The following is a 19,322-nucleotide window of genomic DNA, read 5'->3' on the forward strand; positions in this document are numbered from 1 at the left end:
TTTTTTGATCTTTTTCTTCTGGACTCATGCTTGAACACTACCATCTTTCTTCCCTCATGGGAATATTCCTGACATTCCTACCTGGGCAGTTACGATTTTTTCAGGAATCAAATAGGATTCCTATAGTTATCCTAGTGTATAGATATAAGCTTGCCTCAACCGCCGTACCATCTCTCGACGCACCTCATTTTGGACGCGGTTTCCACGCCGCCAGTGTTCTAACTGAATATTATCAACATAGAACCGCACAGAAAATTGCATGGTAGCGCCTTGGATATCAGTTAGTTGAACTTGTGGTTCTTTCCAAGCAGTATTAGACTCTTTAAAACTATCATGTAGCCATTCGACAAATTTTAAGGAGTAGTCATCTAATCTAGTTTCATCTACTCCAGGATTTGAGATTTTCTGAAATAATTTATTCAGTTTAATTTTCATAATTTCAATTTTTTGCTCCCATTCGTCTGGCAAAAGATGTTGATCTTCAATTACTAAATCAGGATCTTTTAACCAAGCTTGATACCATTGGCGAATCAAGCCAATCAAAGTTTTTTTCTCAGTCTGTTCTTGTTCTTCTAGGTGCGATCGCAGCCGTTTTCCTTTCCGTTCTGTTATAATCACTAGCCCGACAATGTTCAATATTTCTAGATAGTTTTTCTGGATAGTTTTTAGTTCTTCTGAATTCAATCCACCTTTTTCTAGCTTCTTAATTTCCCTAACCAAATCTTCAAATTCTTGCTCAACTTTTTGCAGTTGGCTGTTGACATCTTTTTCAACTAATAAACGCAGCCGTCCAGCTTCTTTTTTTGAAAGTTTATCTTCTTCTGCTTCTCTCAAGGCCGCAAAACTGTCTAAGTGCTTGATTTTTTCATCAAGATTACCCAATGTATCTGGATGTCCGAGAATAATTTGTTGCAGAATATTTGTTGCTACTACTGCATCAGCATCAACTCTAACCGAAACTTTGATTGTATAAGCATAGTGAGTTGTAGGACGACTAAGATTTACTATATTTTGACCTCCTAAAGTTGTGTTTGGTGTATAGACTTCACAATGCTCGTTAATCAGATATAGTTTTGTCACCCGGATACCAATGTGTTTAATAATTGCAACTGAACCATCTGGCATGGAGATGACATCTCCAAATCTAAAAGGTGTATCAACTAACAAAACTAACCCACTAAAAAAATCGCTTAAAATATCTTTGACTGCCAATCCTAATACTACAGTAATACTACCTACTGCTAACCCAATTCCTGTTAAATCAACTCCAATAGTGCTGAAAAATAGAGATATTCCAATTAGGTAAGTAATGACTGGGATAAAATTTTGTAGTAGCGGAATTAAGACATCATCCCAAACAGCCTCAGTTTTCCGAGCGTAGTCTTTTAAGTAGTAGACTACGGCTTCTGTAAACAACAAATTTACGCTGTAAGTGAGAGCAAGAATTAGGAAACCTGTAAGTACTCGACTAATCAAATTAAGAATTCCCCCCGATCCTAGTTGAGTCAGAGAGATTTTTAGACTAGCAAGGATAAAAATAGCGATCGCAGGGATTTGTAAGATCCCAAGCATGAATAGGGCTGTATCTTTTTCTGTGCGACGAAAAAAGGATCGCAATATATAGAACAGTAATATGTAAAGTAAAAAGGCAATAACTATAGATGCACCAAATGTATAGAGAAAAGCGCTAACTTGCGCGTCTGTTGGTAAAGTCTGAGGTGGTGGTACTACGGAAGATTTTGATGCAGATTCAGCCGCTTGGGCGATGAGGGTATAATTCATTGTTGTCTACTTCAAGTATTGCTAATAAGTTACTTTGCAAATTTGAGATTTACTAAATAAAGAAGCAGCAGACAAAATCGTTAATTAGTGTTTGTGCCCCTAAACCCACAGCTATCCCAGCAATTCCAGCACCGGCAAGTATCGGAGTTGGATCAATGCCTACAGTATACAAAATGAAAACCGTAGCACCGAAGTAAATTAAGTATTGTAAAAAACTACGCAATAGAGGAACGAGTGTCAGACCTCTACTTCTTTGAATCTCAGTCAGATTCATGTTCTTTGAACAGCACCTCTTCAATAAGTAAACAATCTCAAACAACACACGACTAATAAAGATGATGCCGATGATTTTGATAATTCGTGGGCCAAAAGTTGCGATATTGGCAATTAACTGCACCTGCTCAATTACCAATATTGCCATGCAGACATAAGTCACAAATTCCAGACACCGCTTTAAAAAGGGTATCAGATGTCGGAGGCGATCGTAGAATCTCAGGAGGTTATCAGGGTTGGAATATCTAATGCTGATGCCCAAGTAAACTTTGGTGCAGAATAAAAAGGCATTGGACATTGAAAAGAGGCAGAGGAGCAAAGGGGAAAACTCTGCTCTCTACCCCCTCATCTCCCTCATCCCCCCAATCTTCAATCCCCAATCCCCTTCATTGATTGACATTATCCTTGAGCGCCCGCCGAGCTAACTTTACGTAAGTTTTCACGGTAGCATAGGGCATCTCTAAATCTTGGGATATCACCTGCAATGATTCTCCCATTTCTCGGCGTGCTAGGATAGTTGCCCAAGTAGAAGCAATTTTATCAGTGCGATCGCCTCCTGTGCGTTTTCGTTGTGAGGTGAATATTGCTGTCAATTCATCAATGCGTTCTCCCAGCAGATTTGTTAGCACCTGAGTGGGTACGTTTATCTCTGATTTCACCCAATCTAAGCGAGTTTGTCCCAGTCCAAAAGTAGTTTTGTGTCCCGTACCGCAGTAGGGAGCAAGTCGTGCCAAAGCATAAAACAATTGGGTAAACTCAGAGTTCGCTAAAGCAGCCTTACTCAAACCACAGGACATTACCCCTGTGAACCCAGTCACCGAACCCCGCTTACCAGCCGCTACCTTCACCGACTCCAAGCGATGTTGATGGATAATTACCCCTTCATCTATCCAATCGAGAAAAGGTTCTTGTTCGATTGGGATTCCTGAAAAGTCATTCCAGCGGCGTAGGTAGCTGTGAAAAAGATTAACTGGCACCGGCAGGGGGAAATGATGACCTTTGCGGCGAAAGCTGGTAGGCGAGACAAAGCTGAAGTTGACATTAGAGGGTTTCTCTGGTGATGACTGCAATAATTGCGCGTAAGTAGTGGGTGAATGGGCGATACTCACCTGTTTTATTTGCAGGGGAGCGCCTCTTAAGTCGAGGATTTGGGGTAGTTGGGCTAACCATTGCCTGAGAAACTGTACCACTCTTGGAGACAAAGCATTGATGTGCCAGCGGTAAATTTGCTTGGCTTCTAATTGCAGTTGTCTTCCACTGGCGAGGAGTTGACCTGACAGCGCCGAAATATTGAAGGGCTTTTCTGACTCTCCATCATGGAGATATGCAGAAAGTTCTCGGTTAAATTGCCTTACTTGGTCGAGAAACCAGGCATGGAGTCCAATCGTGTACTGGGAGTAGAGAGAAGTGGAAGTGGTTGGCTCAAGGTCAAACACCAATCCCACCAGTTCAGTGTCATCTGCCCATGTGGGAAGTAAGGGGGGAAATTCTGGCTGTGGCTTGGTTTTGCGCCTAGTAGATGCGGCTGCTCTTGGCATCGCGGGATATTATGCAAATGATTGTTGAATATTTTACGCAATTTCCATCCCCCTTTGGGGGAAAGAGTTTAACACCTGTCTTGAGAGTTAAGCTGTCGCGCATTTAAATTGTATAATTTGGGGTCTAAAACCCTTCCATAGCCTAGAGGCAGCTAAAAAACTAGATGCGTGGCAGCTTAGGAGAAGGAAAAGGCGATCGCACTTTCTGCTCTCTCCACAAATATCTCCAGTAACAAGCTCAGTTTTCGTTTTAGTCCCCTTACGGGGAAGAGAGATGAGAGGATTGAATAATTCAATTATCTAGCATCTCACGGATTAATGTTTCCGTCTCCTAATGGAGTCAGCCTGGTAACAGTACTTGACTGTTAGTCAGTATATGACGGTTATTCGTTTCCGTCCCCTAGCGGGGAATTTTACAAGTTAGCTACCTAATACTTGCTTGATTTTCTGGAGATTTTGAAAGGATTGAGTAACTCTAAGTTTATTTTGAGTGTAATACAGTTTTGCGCTGGTAGTTATATCTTGTAGATATCTAGCTTTACGGCTTTCACGCTCTAACTCTATATAAGCGTTACGTAAACTCTTGTTACCTAGTTGATTTGCTAATTCTCTTACGTAATCCTTACGAGAGTCATGGCGAGATGGACATGGATATTCTTGCTCAATATTACATCCTGTCATACAGGCATAGTATTCTACCCAGTGCAGTGCTGCGTAAAAGCATATAGTGATAGCCCAATCTGGATAAGTTTTTTCGAGGCTACGTGCTGCTTGTTCATTGCTTCTAGCTTGCTCAAGGTAGTAGTCACAAGTCATTTTTGTATAAAAAATTTAGAGGTACTTAACCCACGACTAAGTTAAGATGGGAGCTTGAAATTTGTTTACCTGTAACTGTAGTTTGTTTATTGTCAGAATTATCAATTACTCTAGAACCCTCTCGAAGTTTGGAAAACCTATTGACTGGTTCCGCATGGAAATACCATTTTTCTCCAGAATCATCCCGCAACTTCCATTCACAGTCAATTACTAAATTTTGCACAATCTCCCAAAGTTCATGTGATAACTCCGTTTCGGCTTGTAACTCTAGTTCAAAATCAATCCAATGGATATCTGGAAATCTTAGAGCTATAGCCCTTACCTTGTTGACATTAGCTACTTCAGTTAATTTTTGTACTAATTCTTTTACTCTATAAATTGCATCAAACCTTGGTAATTCCTCTGTTTTAGTTAATACTAGAGAGAATGCACCAAAGTGACTCCAAGAAGTATCTGTCTTGTCTATATAATCCCAATTTTTTTTTGTTGAATTTCCCTTTGAAATCATTCTTTTTCCTTTAAAAATTCATTTAGACGGTCTCTCAAGAAGGTAGCTTGTTGTCGAGTAAATGCAAAGTTACCTATCAAATTTTCTGCTGATGCTGACTCTTGGTTATTAGTAAATGGACTACCTGAGAGTATTCCTGCTATTAAAATACCATCTTCACTATCAAGTGCTACCTTTACACCTGTAACTAAGTATACTTTTTCTTCTCTTTGCTCGCTCATGATTTGCTCTTTTACCGGATTTTCCTTTTGTATGTGAAAAAAAGGGGAGGGGAAATGCAGCCACTAGGAAGTCATTTTCGCAATCCCCCTTTATTTTAGGGTAGCTGTAATCAAGTGGACTTTCCCAGTACTCAGGGATTTTAATCCCTTTGTAAGGAAGTTCAGTTGTTTGACACACTCTGCACTACTTAAAAAGTTTTAGTCCCCTTGCGGGGAATTGGTGAAGACTGAATCAACTGTTCAATCACCAAACTAGAGGCGTGTTTCAATCCCCTTGCGGGGAAGTTACGAAATATATGTTACAAGTTACTGCAACGCTTAAATTCTCTAGTTCTTAAGTATATTAGCTTGACTTTCTTAAAAAGTCAAGCTAATAGCAACTCCTGGTAAAGATAATTAACCTTCATTCAAATTGAGCGAGAACAATTTCCTCATCAGGGAAATGAGCTACTAATTTTAGATTTCCACCTAGAGCCTTGATATAGCGGGATAGGGTAGAAACTTCAATATCTTCTTGGTTCTCCAATCTGGAAAGAGTAGATTCAAGAACGCTGAGGTTTTTTTCCAAATCATCCTGTGTAAACCCTAATGACTCTTGTAATTCTACAAGGGCAAGATGAAGTAGCATGAGTTGAGCGCGAGTTTTGCTCTCTGCCCTCCTTTCAGGTGTCATTCTCTTTCGCAATTCACTAAAAGGCTTTGTTTTCATATTAATTGTTCATCTTTAAGCTCTTTTAATACTTCTTGGTAGATTCATTTCTGAGTTTAGTCCCCTTGCGGGGAAGCAGTGAACTCTGACATAACAGTTGTTTCACCTTATAGAAACCTGTTTCAATCCCTTTGCAGGGGGAAAATTTATAAATGAAACAAAGGTTTCTATTGTTGTTAATATTAGCAGCCATCAAAATTTAAATCAAGCTGTCGCAATGTGAAAGCGGCAAAATCCTACCGTTGAGGTATCCTAAGTCACTAACTAATCTTCCTCATCATTCTCTAATTCTTCAAGCAGTTCATCTAGTGTCTGAGGTTTAAGTGTGCCTGACTCTGCTTCTTCCAAAGCAGCAAATATACGAGTTGCATTTTCAGGAGAACTAAGTAGATAAAGAGTTTCTTTCATGCTAATTAACTCGTCAGCAGCAATAAGAGCCACATTTTCACTACCTTCTCTTTCAATAATTACGGGTTCGCGGCTTAAAATAACTTGATTGCAAAATTCGTCTAGATTGGCTTGAGCTTGAATATAATTTATTTTTTGACAAACGTTGGACATTTTCCTAAATACCTTAAACAGCTATAGTCTCATCTACAAGAATCATAGTTAAAATCATCCAAGAATTGAAAGCATCTAACAATAAAACCAACCAGAACCGAGAGTGAACCTGCTCTGGCTGGCAATAAATACTACAATTTCAGTTACTTATTTCTGGAGTTTGGACTAGTAATGGAAGCGAGCTTGGAGAAAATAAATTGTGTCGTCTGATACCGCGTATACAAGGCGGTGTGTGCCGTTTATCTGACGCGAACGTTTTTTGTAACCTTGATAATACGAATGTATTAGAATTTCTGGATTCCCTTTCCCGACACACTCGAAAGGTTTCGCTTGAATTTCACGTATCAGTTCCTGAATGCGCTTATACTTTGCTGGACAGTGCTTCTTCCAGTATTTCAGGTCTTCTTTAAATTGCTTAGTGAAGAAGTGTGAGTATTCTGTCATAGCTGTATTACCTTTTTGTAAACAGGAACTATACGGTGAATTAACCGTTAAATCAGAGTTAAGGTTGATACCTGGTGGATGATGAACGTTCGTAGCTGCTTCCAGGGGTGGAGCAGTTACTTGTGAATATTTTGGTTTGGACATTTTTCTTTTTGAAATAACAAAAAGGCACAATTATACATGTGCCTTACCTTCTATATTAAAGCTGAAATTAAAAAAAAGATTTTATTTAGCCAACTAATTTTAATTTTTTGATACTACCGTCTTCCTTAATGTCCACAATCTCTACTTTGACTATTTGCCCCTCACAAAGAGATTGTGCCTTTTTAGGTTCCTTCTCAGTTAGCTTAATCGTCCCCAAAATTTCATAAGTGACTTTGTTACCATTGATTTTAGTGACTGTTGCCTCTAATATCTGGTCAACTTTGAAGTCTTGGGATTTAGCAACTTTGCTAATTTCCGCTTGGCGGGGTGACTCAAAAGTAGGTGTGCTGGGGGTTGGAATCTCCCCAATTGGGCCGGCGTCTTTGTAGTAACGCATCAAACGAGACACCCAGCCTAAAATTTGCAGTATGGTGTAGACATCTTGAACATTTTTGAGATAATCACTACAAGCTTTATCAATACTGCGGTAATAATCTGTGGTTCTACCACTATGTCCAATTTGTCTACCATTACTCACTAGGGTTTTCAGATACTTGAAAAACCTGGAAGTAGCATCTGGTTGGTGAATGGATGCACGGAGATAAGCAACTGTTTTCCCTAACTCGTTGACATCTGTATTTTCTTTTAGCAGCGTTTGAGCGATCGCATGGGCTATTTCCCAGTTTGAGTCTGTCAGAGATTCCGAGATGGATTCCGTTGTTGTCATAGTTAATACATTACTAATAGTAGTTTGCAGTTGGTTGGGTAGTGTTGCCATTTCTGCGAATAAACTCGGTTCAACATGAAAAAATTCTCCCAGCTTTCGCGCTTGTTCTGAAGAGATATTTTGTTGTTCATTTAATATATGGTCTATCAAATCTTTTGACCCTAAAACCACCTCTAACTCTTCTCTAGTTTTCTCAGATTGTTCTAAAAGAAACAAAAGCATTGAGTGAGGATTAATCTGCTCATCAGACTGATAATATTCTCGTTCAAATTGTTCAATTAAAGTAATCAATAATTGGTATAATTCATGTTCTTTGGAAGTGCGTTTCCGGTGCATTAAATCTTCCACGATCGCTAAAGCTTGTTCATTTTCTGCTTCAGTTTGGATAGTTTTAGAACAATAAATACTTAACAATTCTTTACATCTTTCCGGGTTAAAAGTAAGGGTCATTTTTCCATTCTCCCTGATCGTATTCAGCGTGAGTGAGGATATATTTAATATAAATTAATTGCCCTTCATAATCTATACTAGCAATCAATCGGTATTTATTTCCTTTGATATTAAAAACCGTAAAATTACTGACGGCTTCAGCTTTATAAAAAACTTTTTGTACATCTATTAAGTTTGACCATTTAGCTTTACTAGAAACTTTATACCAGTTGCTAAGAGCTTCTTGACAATCTGCATGTTTATCTACATATTCTCTTAAAATTTTAAAACTAATAACGTGCATCTTTTCATAGAAAATCTAATTAATTAGAGAGCGATCGCATGGGCAATTTCCCACTGTGCATCTGTCAGGGTTTCCGAGGTGAATTCAACCATAGTCATAATTAGTACATTCCAGATGGGGGTTCGCGATCGCTTGGGTAGCGTAGCACAGCCGTAAGTTCGTCTAGTTGGGTTTGCTGAATCAGGTGCGAGTAAGCTGCTTTGATTTGTGTTTGCATAAATTGTTGCAAATCATCCCCGATTAACTCGTCAGATTCATTGAGTTGATAGGCAGAATATCGCTTTTGCAGACTTTGCGGCCGGGCAATTTTTTCTACAGCTACTGTCATCGTTCCCATCCCAATCGGCTTACCGCCACCTACTTTTAAAGCAATGGGACATTTAGAATCCTGTCCTAAGATAATTAACAAAGTTCCTAACTCTTCTGGTAGCAAATTCTTGAAATTTAATTGAGTTTTGAAGATATATTCTCTTCCCGCTTGCTGTACAGGAATCCCAGAATTTTGCCCTTTATCAATTGCTCTAATAGTGTTGTAGTAAAATTTACGTCCTGCGACTCTACCTTGAATAAAGTATGCATTACTTTCATCTGGACGGGGACGATATAACGAAGGCATAAACCCTGTGGAAAAGCCCATACTTTCACATTTGGCTTCGTTGAAATCAAGTAAACCTTGCCAATCTAATGCACCAAATACACGACTAGCTGGACAAAGTTGTTCTTTGTTACGACAAGGTAGGCGCTCAGGGGGAATTTGACTCCTATACTTATTAGTAATTACTGCCAAAGTGCTGTTAGTAATTGCCTCATACACAGACCTGATACAGCCTTTGAGGGAACTACCTTGAATTGAGAGTTTTTGGTCAACACCCTGTACCATTGTTTTGATTAAGGGAATGCGATTGTTGCCAATATCGCTACCCATGAAAACTACTCCGGTGGAGACGTGGAGGGATGTCTGCACTTTTAGGGTAAGATACAGAGTACCATGCAGGCGATCGCTAAAATATTTATGATGTCCAATAGGACGCTGTAAGTTAGGGCGTTCTTTGGGAAAAGATACAAATTCATAAGGTTTCGGTGCTAGTTCAGGCGATGAACCTCCACCGCTAGAACGGTTAGGTCTACTTGGTGGCTGAGGTCTTTGAGGACGATTACCAGTCATGTTTATTTTCCAATTGTGAGAGCAACAAAGTGTACCGTTGCCGTTTTTTTATCGATAAAATAGCGCTGAGAAATATCCAATTTTTTCGACGGAAAACTTTTAGGAAAACGAGTTTCAGTAGAAGAATATAAATGAGCATCTCGGTCTTGAATTTGCCAATCCTCACCTACTCTTGCAAAATCAGGATATTCACCAGCTACACTCAAAAGCAGCACTTCATAACTATCCTTGCGTTTTTGCTTCCACCTGAGTTCGCACTTTTGATTAAACATCTGACCCTCAATCATGGGAAAGTTGTTTTCTGCGGGTGCTATTTCCCAATTATTACTAACTTTATGAGTCCAGCGTAAGAAGTAGTAGCTAGGTTCAGTTGCCAATTTTGCAATTAATTCTAATAATTCAGGTACTAAAAGTTTTTTTCTAACACCAACAAAAGGATTCATCTTGACCCCACAAGTAGACTACTCCAAGACCTAACGCCTCGCTCAAATAAATCATTAACAGTACCTTCTCGCCAAGTGAGTTGCACACCAAAACCTAAATCCATTTCTTGTGCAGCAACAGGTGTATCTTGGTTATCTGGTTTTGGGAAACTATATAATTGTGCTTCTTCAGATTCTAAAAATTCTCCCGCACCTAAAAGGAAAGTATGAGGCCATTGCTTTTGACTACCGAGAGCGTTAATTTGCTGTTTATCTTCCGACAAAATGCAACCTGGATATTGCACCACGGCTGACTTTAATTTCACCTGCACAGTACCTAATCCGCGAGATTTGGCAAAACCTAAACCAAACCAGCCATCATCCAGGTCTCGCAACACTAAACCAATTAAACCTAATTGTGCCAAGGTGAAGTTTTTTAGATGAATTTTTGTGTGGAATTCACCAGCAGTACAAACTTGATAATTGAATGGCCCAACTGCTACAGAACCAAAGACTCTATCAATTGCTACACCATTACGTTCTTCAATTTTGAGCGGCTGAGATTTATCAGGATAAGCATCTTCAATTCTGACTCGGCTAGCAATGGAAGTATTACCAAACATTTGGTCTGTAAAACTAGAGAGTTTGTAAATGTCTGGTGCTGATTTTTTCTGGAGATAATCGTACTTATCACTCAACGGATCATTAGCCCAAAGTATATCCGAATTATTTGGATCGCGTCTATCTTTACCCACCGTTCTCACAATTCGTTCTGCATGGGCACGAATTGCTCCCTTTAAACTGCTTCCTGGTAAATATATAGAACGTCCCCCAGCATGGTAAGTTTCTACAAATTCCATATCAGGCTTTGTGGGGTCGGCTCCTTCTTTACCTGATTTAATTAGAATTGACCCATCGGGAATGATGGTTAAATCAATGGTGCAATGATTAACAAATTTTTTGTGCATGACTAGATTTAGTTGGGCAAATATACAGATTAAGCTGCTACTAAAGTATTTAGCTGTGCTTCACACTGTTGGAAGACAAAATTAACAACAGCAAAGAGCTTATCTAGTTCGTAAATGGTGCAAGGAGTGACATTTCTAGTAAATATTTCTCCTTCTAATTTGCCAAATTGCCATGTTGCACCATTGGAAACAATGCCAGAAATCACTATTTTGTATTCTCCATTTAGTCTTTGAGCAGCAATCATTTCTGCTAAACATTGCGACCAACCTGTTTCAAAGTTGTCTTGTTTTGCTTCAATTAAAATAAAGTATGGTTTATCAAAGACAACTTTACCTAATGGCGAACGTTTAGCTAAAATATATTCAGGAAAACCAGATAAATTTTCATCATAATTTAAGGATTGGTGACTCCATAAAAGAAAATGATGGCGATAAGTTTTCCAGACTTCTTTGAGTACGGGATAAATCAGATTTTCACAAATAGCAAACTCCGAGTTATCAATGACAGCATCCCGCATCATCAGTTCTAAATCTTCGCGGAAGGAATCAGGAATATTGAACTTAACTTCACTGATGAAATTTGATTCTGTATAGGTGACTTGAAATGCTTTGATAACTTCACCAATGGTTTTGAAACTACTGAAAGCCATGTTGACCTCTTCAAGAATTTTGTGTTGCTTCGGTGGTGGAACTCGTGGATATATTATCTCTTAAATGATTGATCAGCGAGTTCGTCCAATCTTGCTTCAAACTTGACTGTTTAACATCTTGATAGCTAGGGAGTTTATCACCTGGATTGCTATTTACCAATTCTTGTAGGTAAATTAGTAATTTGTTTGGGTCGTTATTGACATCCAGCCAATACATTTTCTCAATTTCTAGTTTAACGACACCCAAGCCACGCGATCGCCCCCCACCCAGAGGTATTTGTTCTGTCTCAAACTGGTGTAACCCAATCATCAACAGTCCCAATTCCCAAGGTTCTGCATTTTCTACCACAGCCTTAAACTCAAACTGTGTACTAGCAGGAACTACTTGGAAATCGTAGAGTTTACCATCTGCGGCTGTTTCGGTGTCTCGGTCGATGGCTACACCGTCTCTTTCTTGGTATTGTCCAAACCAAGTATCAGATAATACAGTTAAATCCCGTACTTGGAATTTACTAGCAATCCAGGGAGAACCGAATAAGCGAGAAATTAAGTCAGTTTCACTGATAATCTTGTCTGTGAGTATCTGATCTCTTTTTGCATTACGTTCTTCTTCTGGGTATTGCTTTAGTTCCTCTTCTACTTCTTCTTTGATGCCATTGCTACCATTAAGACGCTGGTTTGTAATTGACCATTCTGCTTCTATAGCAGGATTAGCTGCTAGGCTTAAATCAATACCACGGAGGAAACTTTCTAAGCGCGATCGCAATGCTCCTTTAAAGCTAGATCCTGGTATTAATGGATTACCTAAAGCATCTTTAATTACAGGTAAATCAGAGCCTATGGGTTCACTAGAGCGTCCTGCACTAATTCTTAATGCTGTGATTGTAGTGAGTTTTCCTGTGATTTCTAGGCGATTTTTGAATGTGTCAAACATAACTTTATTCTTGGTTTTCTGCATTGATTTAGCGTCTTGGATACGTCGGTGATTGCATTTCTTTTCCCAAAATTTCAATCATGCGAATTAACTCATTACCTGACACAATTACAACTTTATTATTTTTTGCCTTATTCATAAATTCTTTTCCTACTTCACACTCGCTAGTTATGAACAATTTTACACAGTAATTACCGCCTAATTTCTGGGCGTTTGAGTCAATCACAGACAAATCGTCAGATTTTAATTTGCCACCAGTTTTACATTCACAAATCATGGCATTAGCACTGTTTAAACAAAATACATCTATTTCTCCTCTATAGTTATCTAGTTCAACTCCTATTTCTACAGAATCAAATTTACACTTTTTTGCTGATGAGTATACAAATATCTCTAACCAACCTCCAGCCAAGAAAGCATAATTTTCTTCTGTTTCTATCCGAAACTTAATAATACTATTCAGATTGGTAAATTTATTAATAATTGAAAAATCCTCTAGTTTTTGCAAAAAATCTTCTAATTCATTAGTTAATATTCCTAAGTTCGTAAAATCTTGTTCATCTATTGAAAATCCTCTTGGCGCTTTAATACTATCTCCACCACCTGCCTTACTGCGAATCACAGAAATAATTTTGCTTGAAACTTCAATATGATCTACGATATATTTTGCTATTAGTTCTATATTGCTTTCATAATTTAGTGACTTTTTAAAAATATTAAAACCACACATAGCAATATAGTTTTCTACAGTTAATCGCTTATTAAAAGGTACAGTTTGCTCTCCAAAAACCAATGGAATAATCTGTGACTGATCGGTGTTTACAGTAAATACTAATATATTCTTATATTTTTTCTGAACATAACTATAAACTGAAATAGCCATTGTTTGAGGAACAGTGGTTAAATTTACATATTTTAACTGTTCTACACCTTTACAAAGTTCCCCAACAGATTCATATATTTCATCAAATTTATTAGGATCGACACTGATTAGATCAGTTTCAATGTCAAAAAGCAAATCTTTACGCTCTTGTTTTATAACTTTTTCTACATTTTTTTGAAACTGTAAATATTGATCTCCAATACACAATAAAAACTTTATTCTATCAACTTCATCAATAAACTGAAGAACTCCTGCAATTGCTGGGACTGCACTACGACCTCCAATCAAAACTAGCATTACTCGCTCTGATGACATATCTCAACACCTTAATATGTAATTTGTGCCGTTAAGTAAATATTTGATTTGCCAAAAATAAAATATTTATAATTTACCATCTTTTATATATTTCAAGTGACGTGCGCCATAGCCTAAATAGCGGCGAATCAGTTCCAGCCAAATTGGTTTATAGTCAGTTTGACAACATTCGGCAATGATTTGAGCATTTTTCTTGATGTTGACATCAATATCTTCAATTATTTTTTCAGCTAGGGATTCTTTACCTCTTCCCCATTTTTTATCTCGTCCGACTTGATAACGGATAAAGTTTTTAATCACTTCTGCACTTTCAGTAGTATCAGATATACGCACTAAGTTACGAAATTGAGATTCTTCTAAATCACCATATTTTGTTTTATCTAAAGCATTCTGAATCCAGGTGACTAGATCATCTTCAGCTTGACGAATGTTTTTCTGAATTTCCAGTTCTTTATGTTGGTTTGATATATCACTCATTTGGCATTCTCCCGAAATACATTATGAAACTCATTACAAATTTGTACTTGTCCGAAACCCTCAGAAGTGCGATCGCCTACTCCGTTCAGTTCCAAATTTTGAAGTTTATCAGTCCATTTTTTTTGGTTTTCTTTATTTGTACTAAATAAATACACAGAACCTCTGTTAGTTACTAATTCTATATCTTTCATCAATCCCCAAGCAGAATTCCAGCCAGAACGATAGTTATAACTACTGTAGGCTACTTCCAATTTGAGAAAATTATTTTTTTCTTCTTCATCGTTCAGTTGTGCAAATTCATCATCTAAATTTACAAATTCACACAACATTTTCGGAGAAATTACTGTAGTGCGTCGCCAATTCTCAGTAAGGATAGCGTCAGCTTGCAGGTCTAGAGTAAAATAGGTGCGATTCTCTAATACATTGTTTTCTGGTGTACTAAATACTGACCAGAGTTGCCAACGGTTTTTAAATTGTTTGTTAAATTCAGCTATCCTACTTTCAATATCTGTAAAAGCATCGTCCATTGTGGCGGTGATTTCAACCTTACCCAGACCCCGCGAAGTCGCACCACCTAAACGAAATATCTGGAAATTTTGATTGATAAAATCTGTAAGAGATTGGGCTAAATCTTTATCATTAACTAGAATATCACTGCGGTAAACCACAGGATGCCAATTTTGTTCTTGGGGATTTTCTACAAATGACTCATTTAAAACTTCAATACTGTAAAGTATATCATCCTGAGACGTAGCTCGTTGGCGATTAATTCCTACGCGTGTGAGAAAGCGTGTGCTAACAGAATGACTGCGATACTGATATTTAGTTTCGCTATCGTTAGTTTTACTATAAAATCCACTACCGTAAGGTTCAACCCGCGCATCAGTTTTTTCTTCTAGAGATTTTGGGTCGCTAGGATCGTAAGGATAATTATATGAATCTGCACAGAAGCGATCAATTAAAGTGTCAAAAACCCCGTTAGCTTTAGGCTTAAAGCCTGAGTCTGTTTTAGAACTTACAGATGTAACTGGTAAGACCAAAATCTCATCATTCACAACCCTATAAATGGTGTCATACTTTTCTTTTTCAGTCTTTTGCTTGTCAACTAAAAACGATTTATTTGCGATTTTAGCTACTGCTGGATAAGCATTTTGAAAAATTGCAGGTTCATCACCTAAAAATAAGGCTTCAAAGTCACCACCGTTTGCTGTTAAATTTTGTTCTGCTATCCGTGGTGTTTGCTGGTTAGATAGTTGTAAGATTTGAGATGCGATCGCACCTCGAATCACCGAACCTGGAATATGGTCTTCAGCTTCACTTACAGAACCGGGTTTTTTAGCTGCGATCGCTAATGGCGACAAAGCTGTAATCTTTAATTTAATCCGCTTCATGACTTCACCTCCGGTATTAGCATCTCCCACGCTGGATCATTTTTTGGCAGTTTTTCTAGTTCTTTCCAACTCAACCAACCTAACCCCGCAGATTTACTACCACCTAAAGCGTGAATATGCCGCAAGCCTGCTAAAATTAAAGCCTTGGCGTATGCTGGACAGTCTGCTAGTAAATGAATATTCCCGATAAATTCCAACTGATTATTCGGGGGGGAAGTTTCTAGGAAATATAGTTTTTTCTCTTCTGCTGTGTGACGACGACGATTTATAGTTACACCAGGACGTATCACTTCTGGTAAATCCTCCTTTGGTATCTCACAAATCAAGTCATCAACTATAATTCGTGATGGCAATATGGGATTACCAAATATTTGAGAAATTAAGCAATGATAGCCTTTGTAACCGTCTATTTGGTAAAAATCCAAAGATTGAGTATTTACTCGTTCTCTGAGTTGTTCTTCTGTAGGACACAGTGTTTCAGCTTTTGGCGACTCAAAGATTTCCCATCCTAAACCTCTGGCTAGCTTTTCACATTCATGGCGCAATCTTCCCTTGATCTGGGAAGCAGGAATTAACAACTGTCCTTTAGCATTGCGAACGATGGGTTTATCTGCAAGAGAACCATCAGAACCACCTGCACCGACACACAAAGCACTATCAATTATTGCTGTGAGTGGAATAGTTCTTACTTGACTTTCGGGTAAGTTTTGTAAATAAATCATGATTGCAATGTTTGTTGCTTTGATTTGGTCAGAGAATAATTATTCTGTGCTTTGCCGATAAAGGGATATAAATCTACTAAATCTCGCCAGATAGTTTCGTAAGTGACTTTTTCTTCAATTTCTTCTTTCCCCTCTTTCAAAGACATCCAAGGCGCAAGATTGCCATTATTATTATTTTCTTTTGGTTTGCACCATGCATCTTCAAACTGTGTTTTCAGTAAATCTTGAGCTTTTTTGTCACTCAGTCGCACTCGAAAATAACGATAATTGAGTATAGCTGTCTGTTTTCCTCGTTCTAGTAAACTACGGATTTGGTAAAGTTGCGATCGCGGAAATTCTGCATCTTTCAAAGCCTTTGCAGTTTCTAAAAGACCACCAAGTTCATGTAGGGTATATGGTGCAGCATACAATTTGAGTTTTTGCTGTCTGGTTCCATATTTGGTTAATCCGTTTGAGCGAAACTCGCTAATATTGGAAGAAATCATCGTTACAGATTTCATCACTAAAAAGTCTACTGTACCACCATAGTAACCATATTTTTTCAGTTCTTTAGCCCCCTTTTTTGCAGATTTTAGTAGCTGATTAGTGAGCTTTTCTGCATAGTATATTGGTGTATCCTCAGCGGTTATTAGCACTCCCGTTGACATACTTAATTTACATTGATTATCACTAATTGCCTGTTTTCCACCTTGATAACGATGTACAACTAGAGGCTCATAAGTCTTGTTTGATTTGTATTCACCTCTTTTTTGTAGTAATATTTTTTCAAATTCTTCACCGATGGTTTTCGCAATAGCTAGTGCTTTATCCGCTGGCACAATCAGCATCACATCATCACCGCCAATTGTTAAAATTTCAAAGGGATGAATCCAAACTTCTTTTTCACTATTTCTTTCAGCTTGTAAAATTGGGCTTAATTTATGGGGTTCGATAAGATGTTCCATTAAAGCCGTATAAACTGATATTTCTGTTGCAAAAAAAATATCTTTACTAAAAAGTTTATACTGTTCTGGATTTTGAATTTCTTTCTGGATGTATCCGCCCATATTATTACCATCTGCGTAGATATAGGCAACAAAACCTTTAGGATTACTAGCATCACCAATATCTCTTACAGAACGGGCTTCTTCTACCTCATTAATGTTAATATTACTATAATATTTGTTTGGTGTTTTGTATAAAAATCTCTCGAATTTGTGAACCCAACTTTCAACAGCCTCTTTACCACCAGGTTGCCACTTAAAACCAGTGTTTTCATACCATTTTGTAGAACTATTATCTCTTTTTGCTATTTGTCCAACAAGTCTTTTTCGAGCCGAAGCTTCTGAAAAGCAAGGATCACCAGGAAGTCCTTGAGTTGAATCATCAGGAGACGTTTTAGCTTGCATTACAGCAGAACGGCGATCGCCTTCATCTCTCTTCAAATAAGGATGAGTTTCAAACATTGGCGGGTAACGATGTAAAGGTCTATCAATCTTCGGTAAACTATTACCATTTCGCCGCTGATTAAATAGAGATGCTAGCCTCCCAGCTAATTCATTAAATCTTTTACGTTCTCGAAATGCTTGTTCTGGAGATGTATCAGGCTGTTCAAAGTAAGCTTTTATTAATGGATTTTCCAGATTCTTAATATATTTATCTAGCCAAAATGTATCATCATCTATTTCATTTGGCAACAATCCAAAATTTATTTCTAGCAGTTTAAATTCAGCACCTACTGCACAAGAATTAGCAGTTAAAGTTTCTTCTGTATAGCGTTTTTCAATGGCATCAGCTAAATCATTTATAAAAGCAGTAGGGCAAAACGCTAGGATATTTCCCCCAGTGGAATAAATAACTAATTCTGGAATCAGTGCCTTTGAAAGTTCAGGAAAATTTTCTGCTTTATCTAACCACTCTTCCCTAATTTCTTTGCAGTAATTCTTGGCTCGTTGACACTGTTCATAATCTGGATGATTTTCGCAACTAAAGAACGCAGGCAAATCCACTAAATTAATCCGATCTAGTAAAGCTGAAGCACCACGAATATCTGGAAGTTTAGCGGCTTCAAACACATACTGTTTAATCTTAGTTGCACCACCATAAACTAAGCCAATTTGAGAATCCCAGAGATGAGGATATTTATCTGTATACTGCTTTAGTTCCTCTACTCTATTTGGGAATGGCAAATCTTGTAATTCTTGAACTTGTCTAACTAACGTCTGTACTTCTTCTGGCACATTTTTCCCATCCTTTAAAGCCTGTCGCATTTTCTGTAATACTGTCAAATCAAACTTAGGCTTTTGCTCATCACCCCAAGCTAAACACCAAGCGATCGCAATCATCACAGAACTTGGATTTTCCATATTACTTGTTCTCATTTTTACATACTCCTGCAATTATCCTTACCCACTACCTCATTTGCGTAATATCTCTAAACAAAATTAACGCATGAGTAGCATAAGATGCAATTCATTTATTTTTGTCAACAATTTTGCCCTCTAAATCAATCATATTCAGAGGCAAACACGCATTTTAAACTTGTATTACTTTTTGTTGAGCAAATTATCAGATCAATTGAGATTTGTACTCATGTCAATTTGAACAACTAAGTATTAAACTTTAATCAACTAAGTCACCCAGGCTATATGCTGGGTTATGAGTAATACAGACAACGTACTTGCCTAACTTGGGGTCAAAAAATGCGATCGCACCGTAAAGATGCCCTACCTTATGTGCTAATACAAAGGCTACAGGCACAGACACCGGGCCATTAATCTTTAGTAATACTCCCCCTGCTAGCTCTCCTGTTTTACTCATCTCATCCAGACGTGCTGCCGCATCTTTGACAATTTGGTTATTTTGTGCAGGGTCGGCAAATCCGATTTTTAACACCTCACCTTCAAAGACAATTTGGTAAGTCGTCATTTTTTTAACACCTCCACGAATGCCTTTATCAT

The 19,322-nt window shown here is 38.0% G+C and carries 22 protein-coding genes; all 22 read right to left on the bottom strand.

Annotated features, from left to right (window positions below):
- Positions 1 to 126 precede the first annotated feature (126 nt).
- The 22 genes from V7K67_RS30645 to V7K67_RS30750 all read right to left on the bottom strand — a co-directional run bounded on the left by V7K67_RS30645 (position 127) and on the right by V7K67_RS30750 (position 19,290).
- Positions 127 to 1,782: a mechanosensitive ion channel family protein gene (locus V7K67_RS30645; protein ID WP_335169785.1), complete on the bottom strand. Its 1,656-nt coding sequence runs from the start codon at positions 1,780 to 1,782 to the stop codon at positions 127 to 129.
- A 52-nt stretch (positions 1,783 to 1,834) separates the two neighbouring features.
- Complete coding sequence (locus V7K67_RS30650; protein ID WP_335169787.1) at positions 1,835 to 2,353, bottom strand: mechanosensitive ion channel family protein; 519 nt, start codon at positions 2,351 to 2,353, stop codon at positions 1,835 to 1,837.
- A gap of 88 nt (positions 2,354 to 2,441) precedes the next feature.
- Positions 2,442 to 3,593, bottom strand: a complete 1,152-nt coding sequence (cas6, locus tag V7K67_RS30655; protein ID WP_334733481.1) for a CRISPR-associated endoribonuclease Cas6 — start codon at positions 3,591 to 3,593, stop codon at positions 2,442 to 2,444.
- A gap of 420 nt (positions 3,594 to 4,013) precedes the next feature.
- Positions 4,014 to 4,409, bottom strand: coding sequence for a hypothetical protein (locus V7K67_RS30660; RefSeq protein WP_335169789.1), 396 nt, complete (start codon positions 4,407 to 4,409; stop codon positions 4,014 to 4,016).
- A gap of 25 nt (positions 4,410 to 4,434) precedes the next feature.
- A complete protein-coding gene (locus V7K67_RS30665; RefSeq protein ID WP_335169791.1) occupies positions 4,435 to 4,917 on the bottom strand; it encodes a hypothetical protein in 483 nt (160 codons plus the stop codon).
- On the bottom strand, positions 4,914 to 5,138 hold the full coding sequence (locus V7K67_RS30670; RefSeq protein WP_334707041.1) for a hypothetical protein: 225 nt from the start codon (positions 5,136 to 5,138) through the stop codon (positions 4,914 to 4,916). Before V7K67_RS30670 ends, V7K67_RS30665 begins: the two co-directional genes overlap by 4 nt.
- Before the next feature lie 403 nt (positions 5,139 to 5,541).
- The gene (locus V7K67_RS30675) at positions 5,542 to 5,847 is read right to left on the bottom strand and encodes a helix-turn-helix domain-containing protein (RefSeq protein WP_334733478.1); all 306 of its coding nucleotides are present in this window, start codon (positions 5,845 to 5,847) and stop codon (positions 5,542 to 5,544) included.
- Positions 5,848 to 6,111: 264 nt separating this feature from the next.
- Positions 6,112 to 6,408, bottom strand: a complete 297-nt coding sequence (locus V7K67_RS30680; RefSeq protein WP_334733477.1) for a type II toxin-antitoxin system Phd/YefM family antitoxin — start codon at positions 6,406 to 6,408, stop codon at positions 6,112 to 6,114.
- 165 nt (positions 6,409 to 6,573) lie between these two features.
- The gene (locus V7K67_RS30685) at positions 6,574 to 6,996 is read right to left on the bottom strand and encodes a Txe/YoeB family addiction module toxin (RefSeq protein WP_335169793.1); all 423 of its coding nucleotides are present in this window, start codon (positions 6,994 to 6,996) and stop codon (positions 6,574 to 6,576) included.
- A gap of 85 nt (positions 6,997 to 7,081) precedes the next feature.
- Positions 7,082 to 8,173 carry a helix-turn-helix domain-containing protein gene (locus tag V7K67_RS30690; protein ID WP_335169795.1) on the bottom strand — a complete coding sequence of 364 codons (1,092 nt, stop codon included), beginning with the start codon at positions 8,171 to 8,173 and terminating at the stop codon, positions 7,082 to 7,084.
- On the bottom strand, positions 8,157 to 8,456 hold the full coding sequence (locus tag V7K67_RS30695; RefSeq protein WP_335169797.1) for a type II toxin-antitoxin system HigB family toxin: 300 nt from the start codon (positions 8,454 to 8,456) through the stop codon (positions 8,157 to 8,159). The genes V7K67_RS30690 and V7K67_RS30695 overlap by 17 nt, the downstream gene beginning before the upstream one ends.
- Before the next feature lie 100 nt (positions 8,457 to 8,556).
- Positions 8,557 to 9,621 (bottom strand): RAMP superfamily CRISPR-associated protein, encoded by a 1,065-nt coding sequence (locus tag V7K67_RS30700; RefSeq protein WP_335169798.1) that lies wholly within the window; start codon positions 9,619 to 9,621, stop codon positions 8,557 to 8,559.
- Positions 9,622 to 9,623: 2 nt separating this feature from the next.
- Entirely contained in the window at positions 9,624 to 10,064 is a 441-nt protein-coding gene (locus V7K67_RS30705) for a hypothetical protein (RefSeq protein WP_335169800.1), read from the bottom strand.
- Positions 10,061 to 11,011: an RAMP superfamily CRISPR-associated protein gene (locus V7K67_RS30710; protein ID WP_335169802.1), complete on the bottom strand. Its 951-nt coding sequence runs from the start codon at positions 11,009 to 11,011 to the stop codon at positions 10,061 to 10,063. Before V7K67_RS30710 ends, V7K67_RS30705 begins: the two co-directional genes overlap by 4 nt.
- A 29-nt stretch (positions 11,012 to 11,040) precedes the next feature.
- Complete coding sequence (locus V7K67_RS30715; protein ID WP_335169804.1) at positions 11,041 to 11,661, bottom strand: hypothetical protein; 621 nt, start codon at positions 11,659 to 11,661, stop codon at positions 11,041 to 11,043.
- A gap of 10 nt (positions 11,662 to 11,671) precedes the next feature.
- The gene (csx7, locus tag V7K67_RS30720) at positions 11,672 to 12,595 is read right to left on the bottom strand and encodes a type III CRISPR-associated RAMP protein Csx7 (RefSeq protein ID WP_335169806.1); all 924 of its coding nucleotides are present in this window, start codon (positions 12,593 to 12,595) and stop codon (positions 11,672 to 11,674) included.
- A 28-nt stretch (positions 12,596 to 12,623) separates the two neighbouring features.
- Complete coding sequence (locus V7K67_RS30725; RefSeq protein ID WP_335169808.1) at positions 12,624 to 13,793, bottom strand: Card1-like endonuclease domain-containing protein; 1,170 nt, start codon at positions 13,791 to 13,793, stop codon at positions 12,624 to 12,626.
- A 66-nt stretch (positions 13,794 to 13,859) separates the two neighbouring features.
- Entirely contained in the window at positions 13,860 to 14,270 is a 411-nt protein-coding gene (locus V7K67_RS30730) for a hypothetical protein (protein ID WP_335169809.1), read from the bottom strand.
- Positions 14,267 to 15,661 carry a type III-D CRISPR-associated RAMP protein Csx10 gene (gene csx10 / locus V7K67_RS30735; RefSeq protein ID WP_335169811.1) on the bottom strand — a complete coding sequence of 465 codons (1,395 nt, stop codon included), beginning with the start codon at positions 15,659 to 15,661 and terminating at the stop codon, positions 14,267 to 14,269. Before csx10 ends, V7K67_RS30730 begins: the two co-directional genes overlap by 4 nt.
- Positions 15,658 to 16,383, bottom strand: coding sequence for an RAMP superfamily CRISPR-associated protein (locus V7K67_RS30740; protein ID WP_335169813.1), 726 nt, complete (start codon positions 16,381 to 16,383; stop codon positions 15,658 to 15,660). Before V7K67_RS30740 ends, csx10 begins: the two co-directional genes overlap by 4 nt.
- Positions 16,380 to 18,728: a type III-B CRISPR-associated protein Cas10/Cmr2 gene (gene cas10, locus V7K67_RS30745; protein WP_442943978.1), complete on the bottom strand. Its 2,349-nt coding sequence runs from the start codon at positions 18,726 to 18,728 to the stop codon at positions 16,380 to 16,382. The genes V7K67_RS30740 and cas10 overlap by 4 nt, the downstream gene beginning before the upstream one ends.
- Positions 18,729 to 18,984: 256 nt before the next feature.
- Positions 18,985 to 19,290, bottom strand: a complete 306-nt coding sequence (locus tag V7K67_RS30750) for a CRISPR-associated protein Csx3 (RefSeq protein ID WP_334733464.1) — start codon at positions 19,288 to 19,290, stop codon at positions 18,985 to 18,987.
- Between the last annotated feature and the right edge of the window lie 32 nt (positions 19,291 to 19,322).

This window comes from Nostoc sp., assembly GCF_036917155.1.
Classification (GTDB): Bacteria; Cyanobacteriota; Cyanobacteriia; order Cyanobacteriales; family Nostocaceae; genus Nostoc.

Excerpts from the sequence above, each read along its gene's own strand:
- V7K67_RS30750 (WP_334733464.1), bottom strand. The coding sequence starts at position 19,290 with ATGACGACTTACCAAATTGTCTTTGAAGGTGAGGTGTTAAAAATCGGA.
- V7K67_RS30710 (WP_335169802.1), bottom strand. The coding sequence starts at position 11,011 with ATGCACAAAAAATTTGTTAATCATTGCACCATTGATTTAACCATCATT.
- V7K67_RS30740 (WP_335169813.1), bottom strand. The coding sequence starts at position 16,383 with ATGATTTATTTACAAAACTTACCCGAAAGTCAAGTAAGAACTATTCCA.
- V7K67_RS30715 (WP_335169804.1), bottom strand. The coding sequence starts at position 11,661 with ATGGCTTTCAGTAGTTTCAAAACCATTGGTGAAGTTATCAAAGCATTT.
- V7K67_RS30705 (WP_335169800.1), bottom strand. The coding sequence starts at position 10,064 with ATGAATCCTTTTGTTGGTGTTAGAAAAAAACTTTTAGTACCTGAATTA.
- V7K67_RS30685 (WP_335169793.1), bottom strand. The coding sequence starts at position 6,996 with ATGTCCAAACCAAAATATTCACAAGTAACTGCTCCACCCCTGGAAGCA.
- V7K67_RS30690 (WP_335169795.1), bottom strand. The coding sequence starts at position 8,173 with ATGACCCTTACTTTTAACCCGGAAAGATGTAAAGAATTGTTAAGTATT.
- V7K67_RS30670 (WP_334707041.1), bottom strand. The coding sequence starts at position 5,138 with ATGAGCGAGCAAAGAGAAGAAAAAGTATACTTAGTTACAGGTGTAAAG.
- V7K67_RS30675 (WP_334733478.1), bottom strand. The coding sequence starts at position 5,847 with ATGAAAACAAAGCCTTTTAGTGAATTGCGAAAGAGAATGACACCTGAA.
- V7K67_RS30660 (WP_335169789.1), bottom strand. The coding sequence starts at position 4,409 with ATGACTTGTGACTACTACCTTGAGCAAGCTAGAAGCAATGAACAAGCA.
- V7K67_RS30700 (WP_335169798.1), bottom strand. The coding sequence starts at position 9,621 with ATGACTGGTAATCGTCCTCAAAGACCTCAGCCACCAAGTAGACCTAAC.
- V7K67_RS30665 (WP_335169791.1), bottom strand. The coding sequence starts at position 4,917 with ATGATTTCAAAGGGAAATTCAACAAAAAAAAATTGGGATTATATAGAC.
- V7K67_RS30695 (WP_335169797.1), bottom strand. The coding sequence starts at position 8,456 with ATGCACGTTATTAGTTTTAAAATTTTAAGAGAATATGTAGATAAACAT.
- V7K67_RS30650 (WP_335169787.1), bottom strand. The coding sequence starts at position 2,353 with ATGTCCAATGCCTTTTTATTCTGCACCAAAGTTTACTTGGGCATCAGC.
- csx10 (WP_335169811.1), bottom strand. The coding sequence starts at position 15,661 with ATGAAGCGGATTAAATTAAAGATTACAGCTTTGTCGCCATTAGCGATC.
- V7K67_RS30725 (WP_335169808.1), bottom strand. The coding sequence starts at position 13,793 with ATGTCATCAGAGCGAGTAATGCTAGTTTTGATTGGAGGTCGTAGTGCA.
- V7K67_RS30680 (WP_334733477.1), bottom strand. The coding sequence starts at position 6,408 with ATGTCCAACGTTTGTCAAAAAATAAATTATATTCAAGCTCAAGCCAAT.
- cas10 (WP_442943978.1), bottom strand. The coding sequence starts at position 18,728 with ATGGAAAATCCAAGTTCTGTGATGATTGCGATCGCTTGGTGTTTAGCT.
- V7K67_RS30645 (WP_335169785.1), bottom strand. The coding sequence starts at position 1,782 with ATGAATTATACCCTCATCGCCCAAGCGGCTGAATCTGCATCAAAATCT.
- V7K67_RS30730 (WP_335169809.1), bottom strand. The coding sequence starts at position 14,270 with ATGAGTGATATATCAAACCAACATAAAGAACTGGAAATTCAGAAAAAC.
- csx7 (WP_335169806.1), bottom strand. The coding sequence starts at position 12,595 with ATGTTTGACACATTCAAAAATCGCCTAGAAATCACAGGAAAACTCACT.
- cas6 (WP_334733481.1), bottom strand. The coding sequence starts at position 3,593 with ATGCCAAGAGCAGCCGCATCTACTAGGCGCAAAACCAAGCCACAGCCA.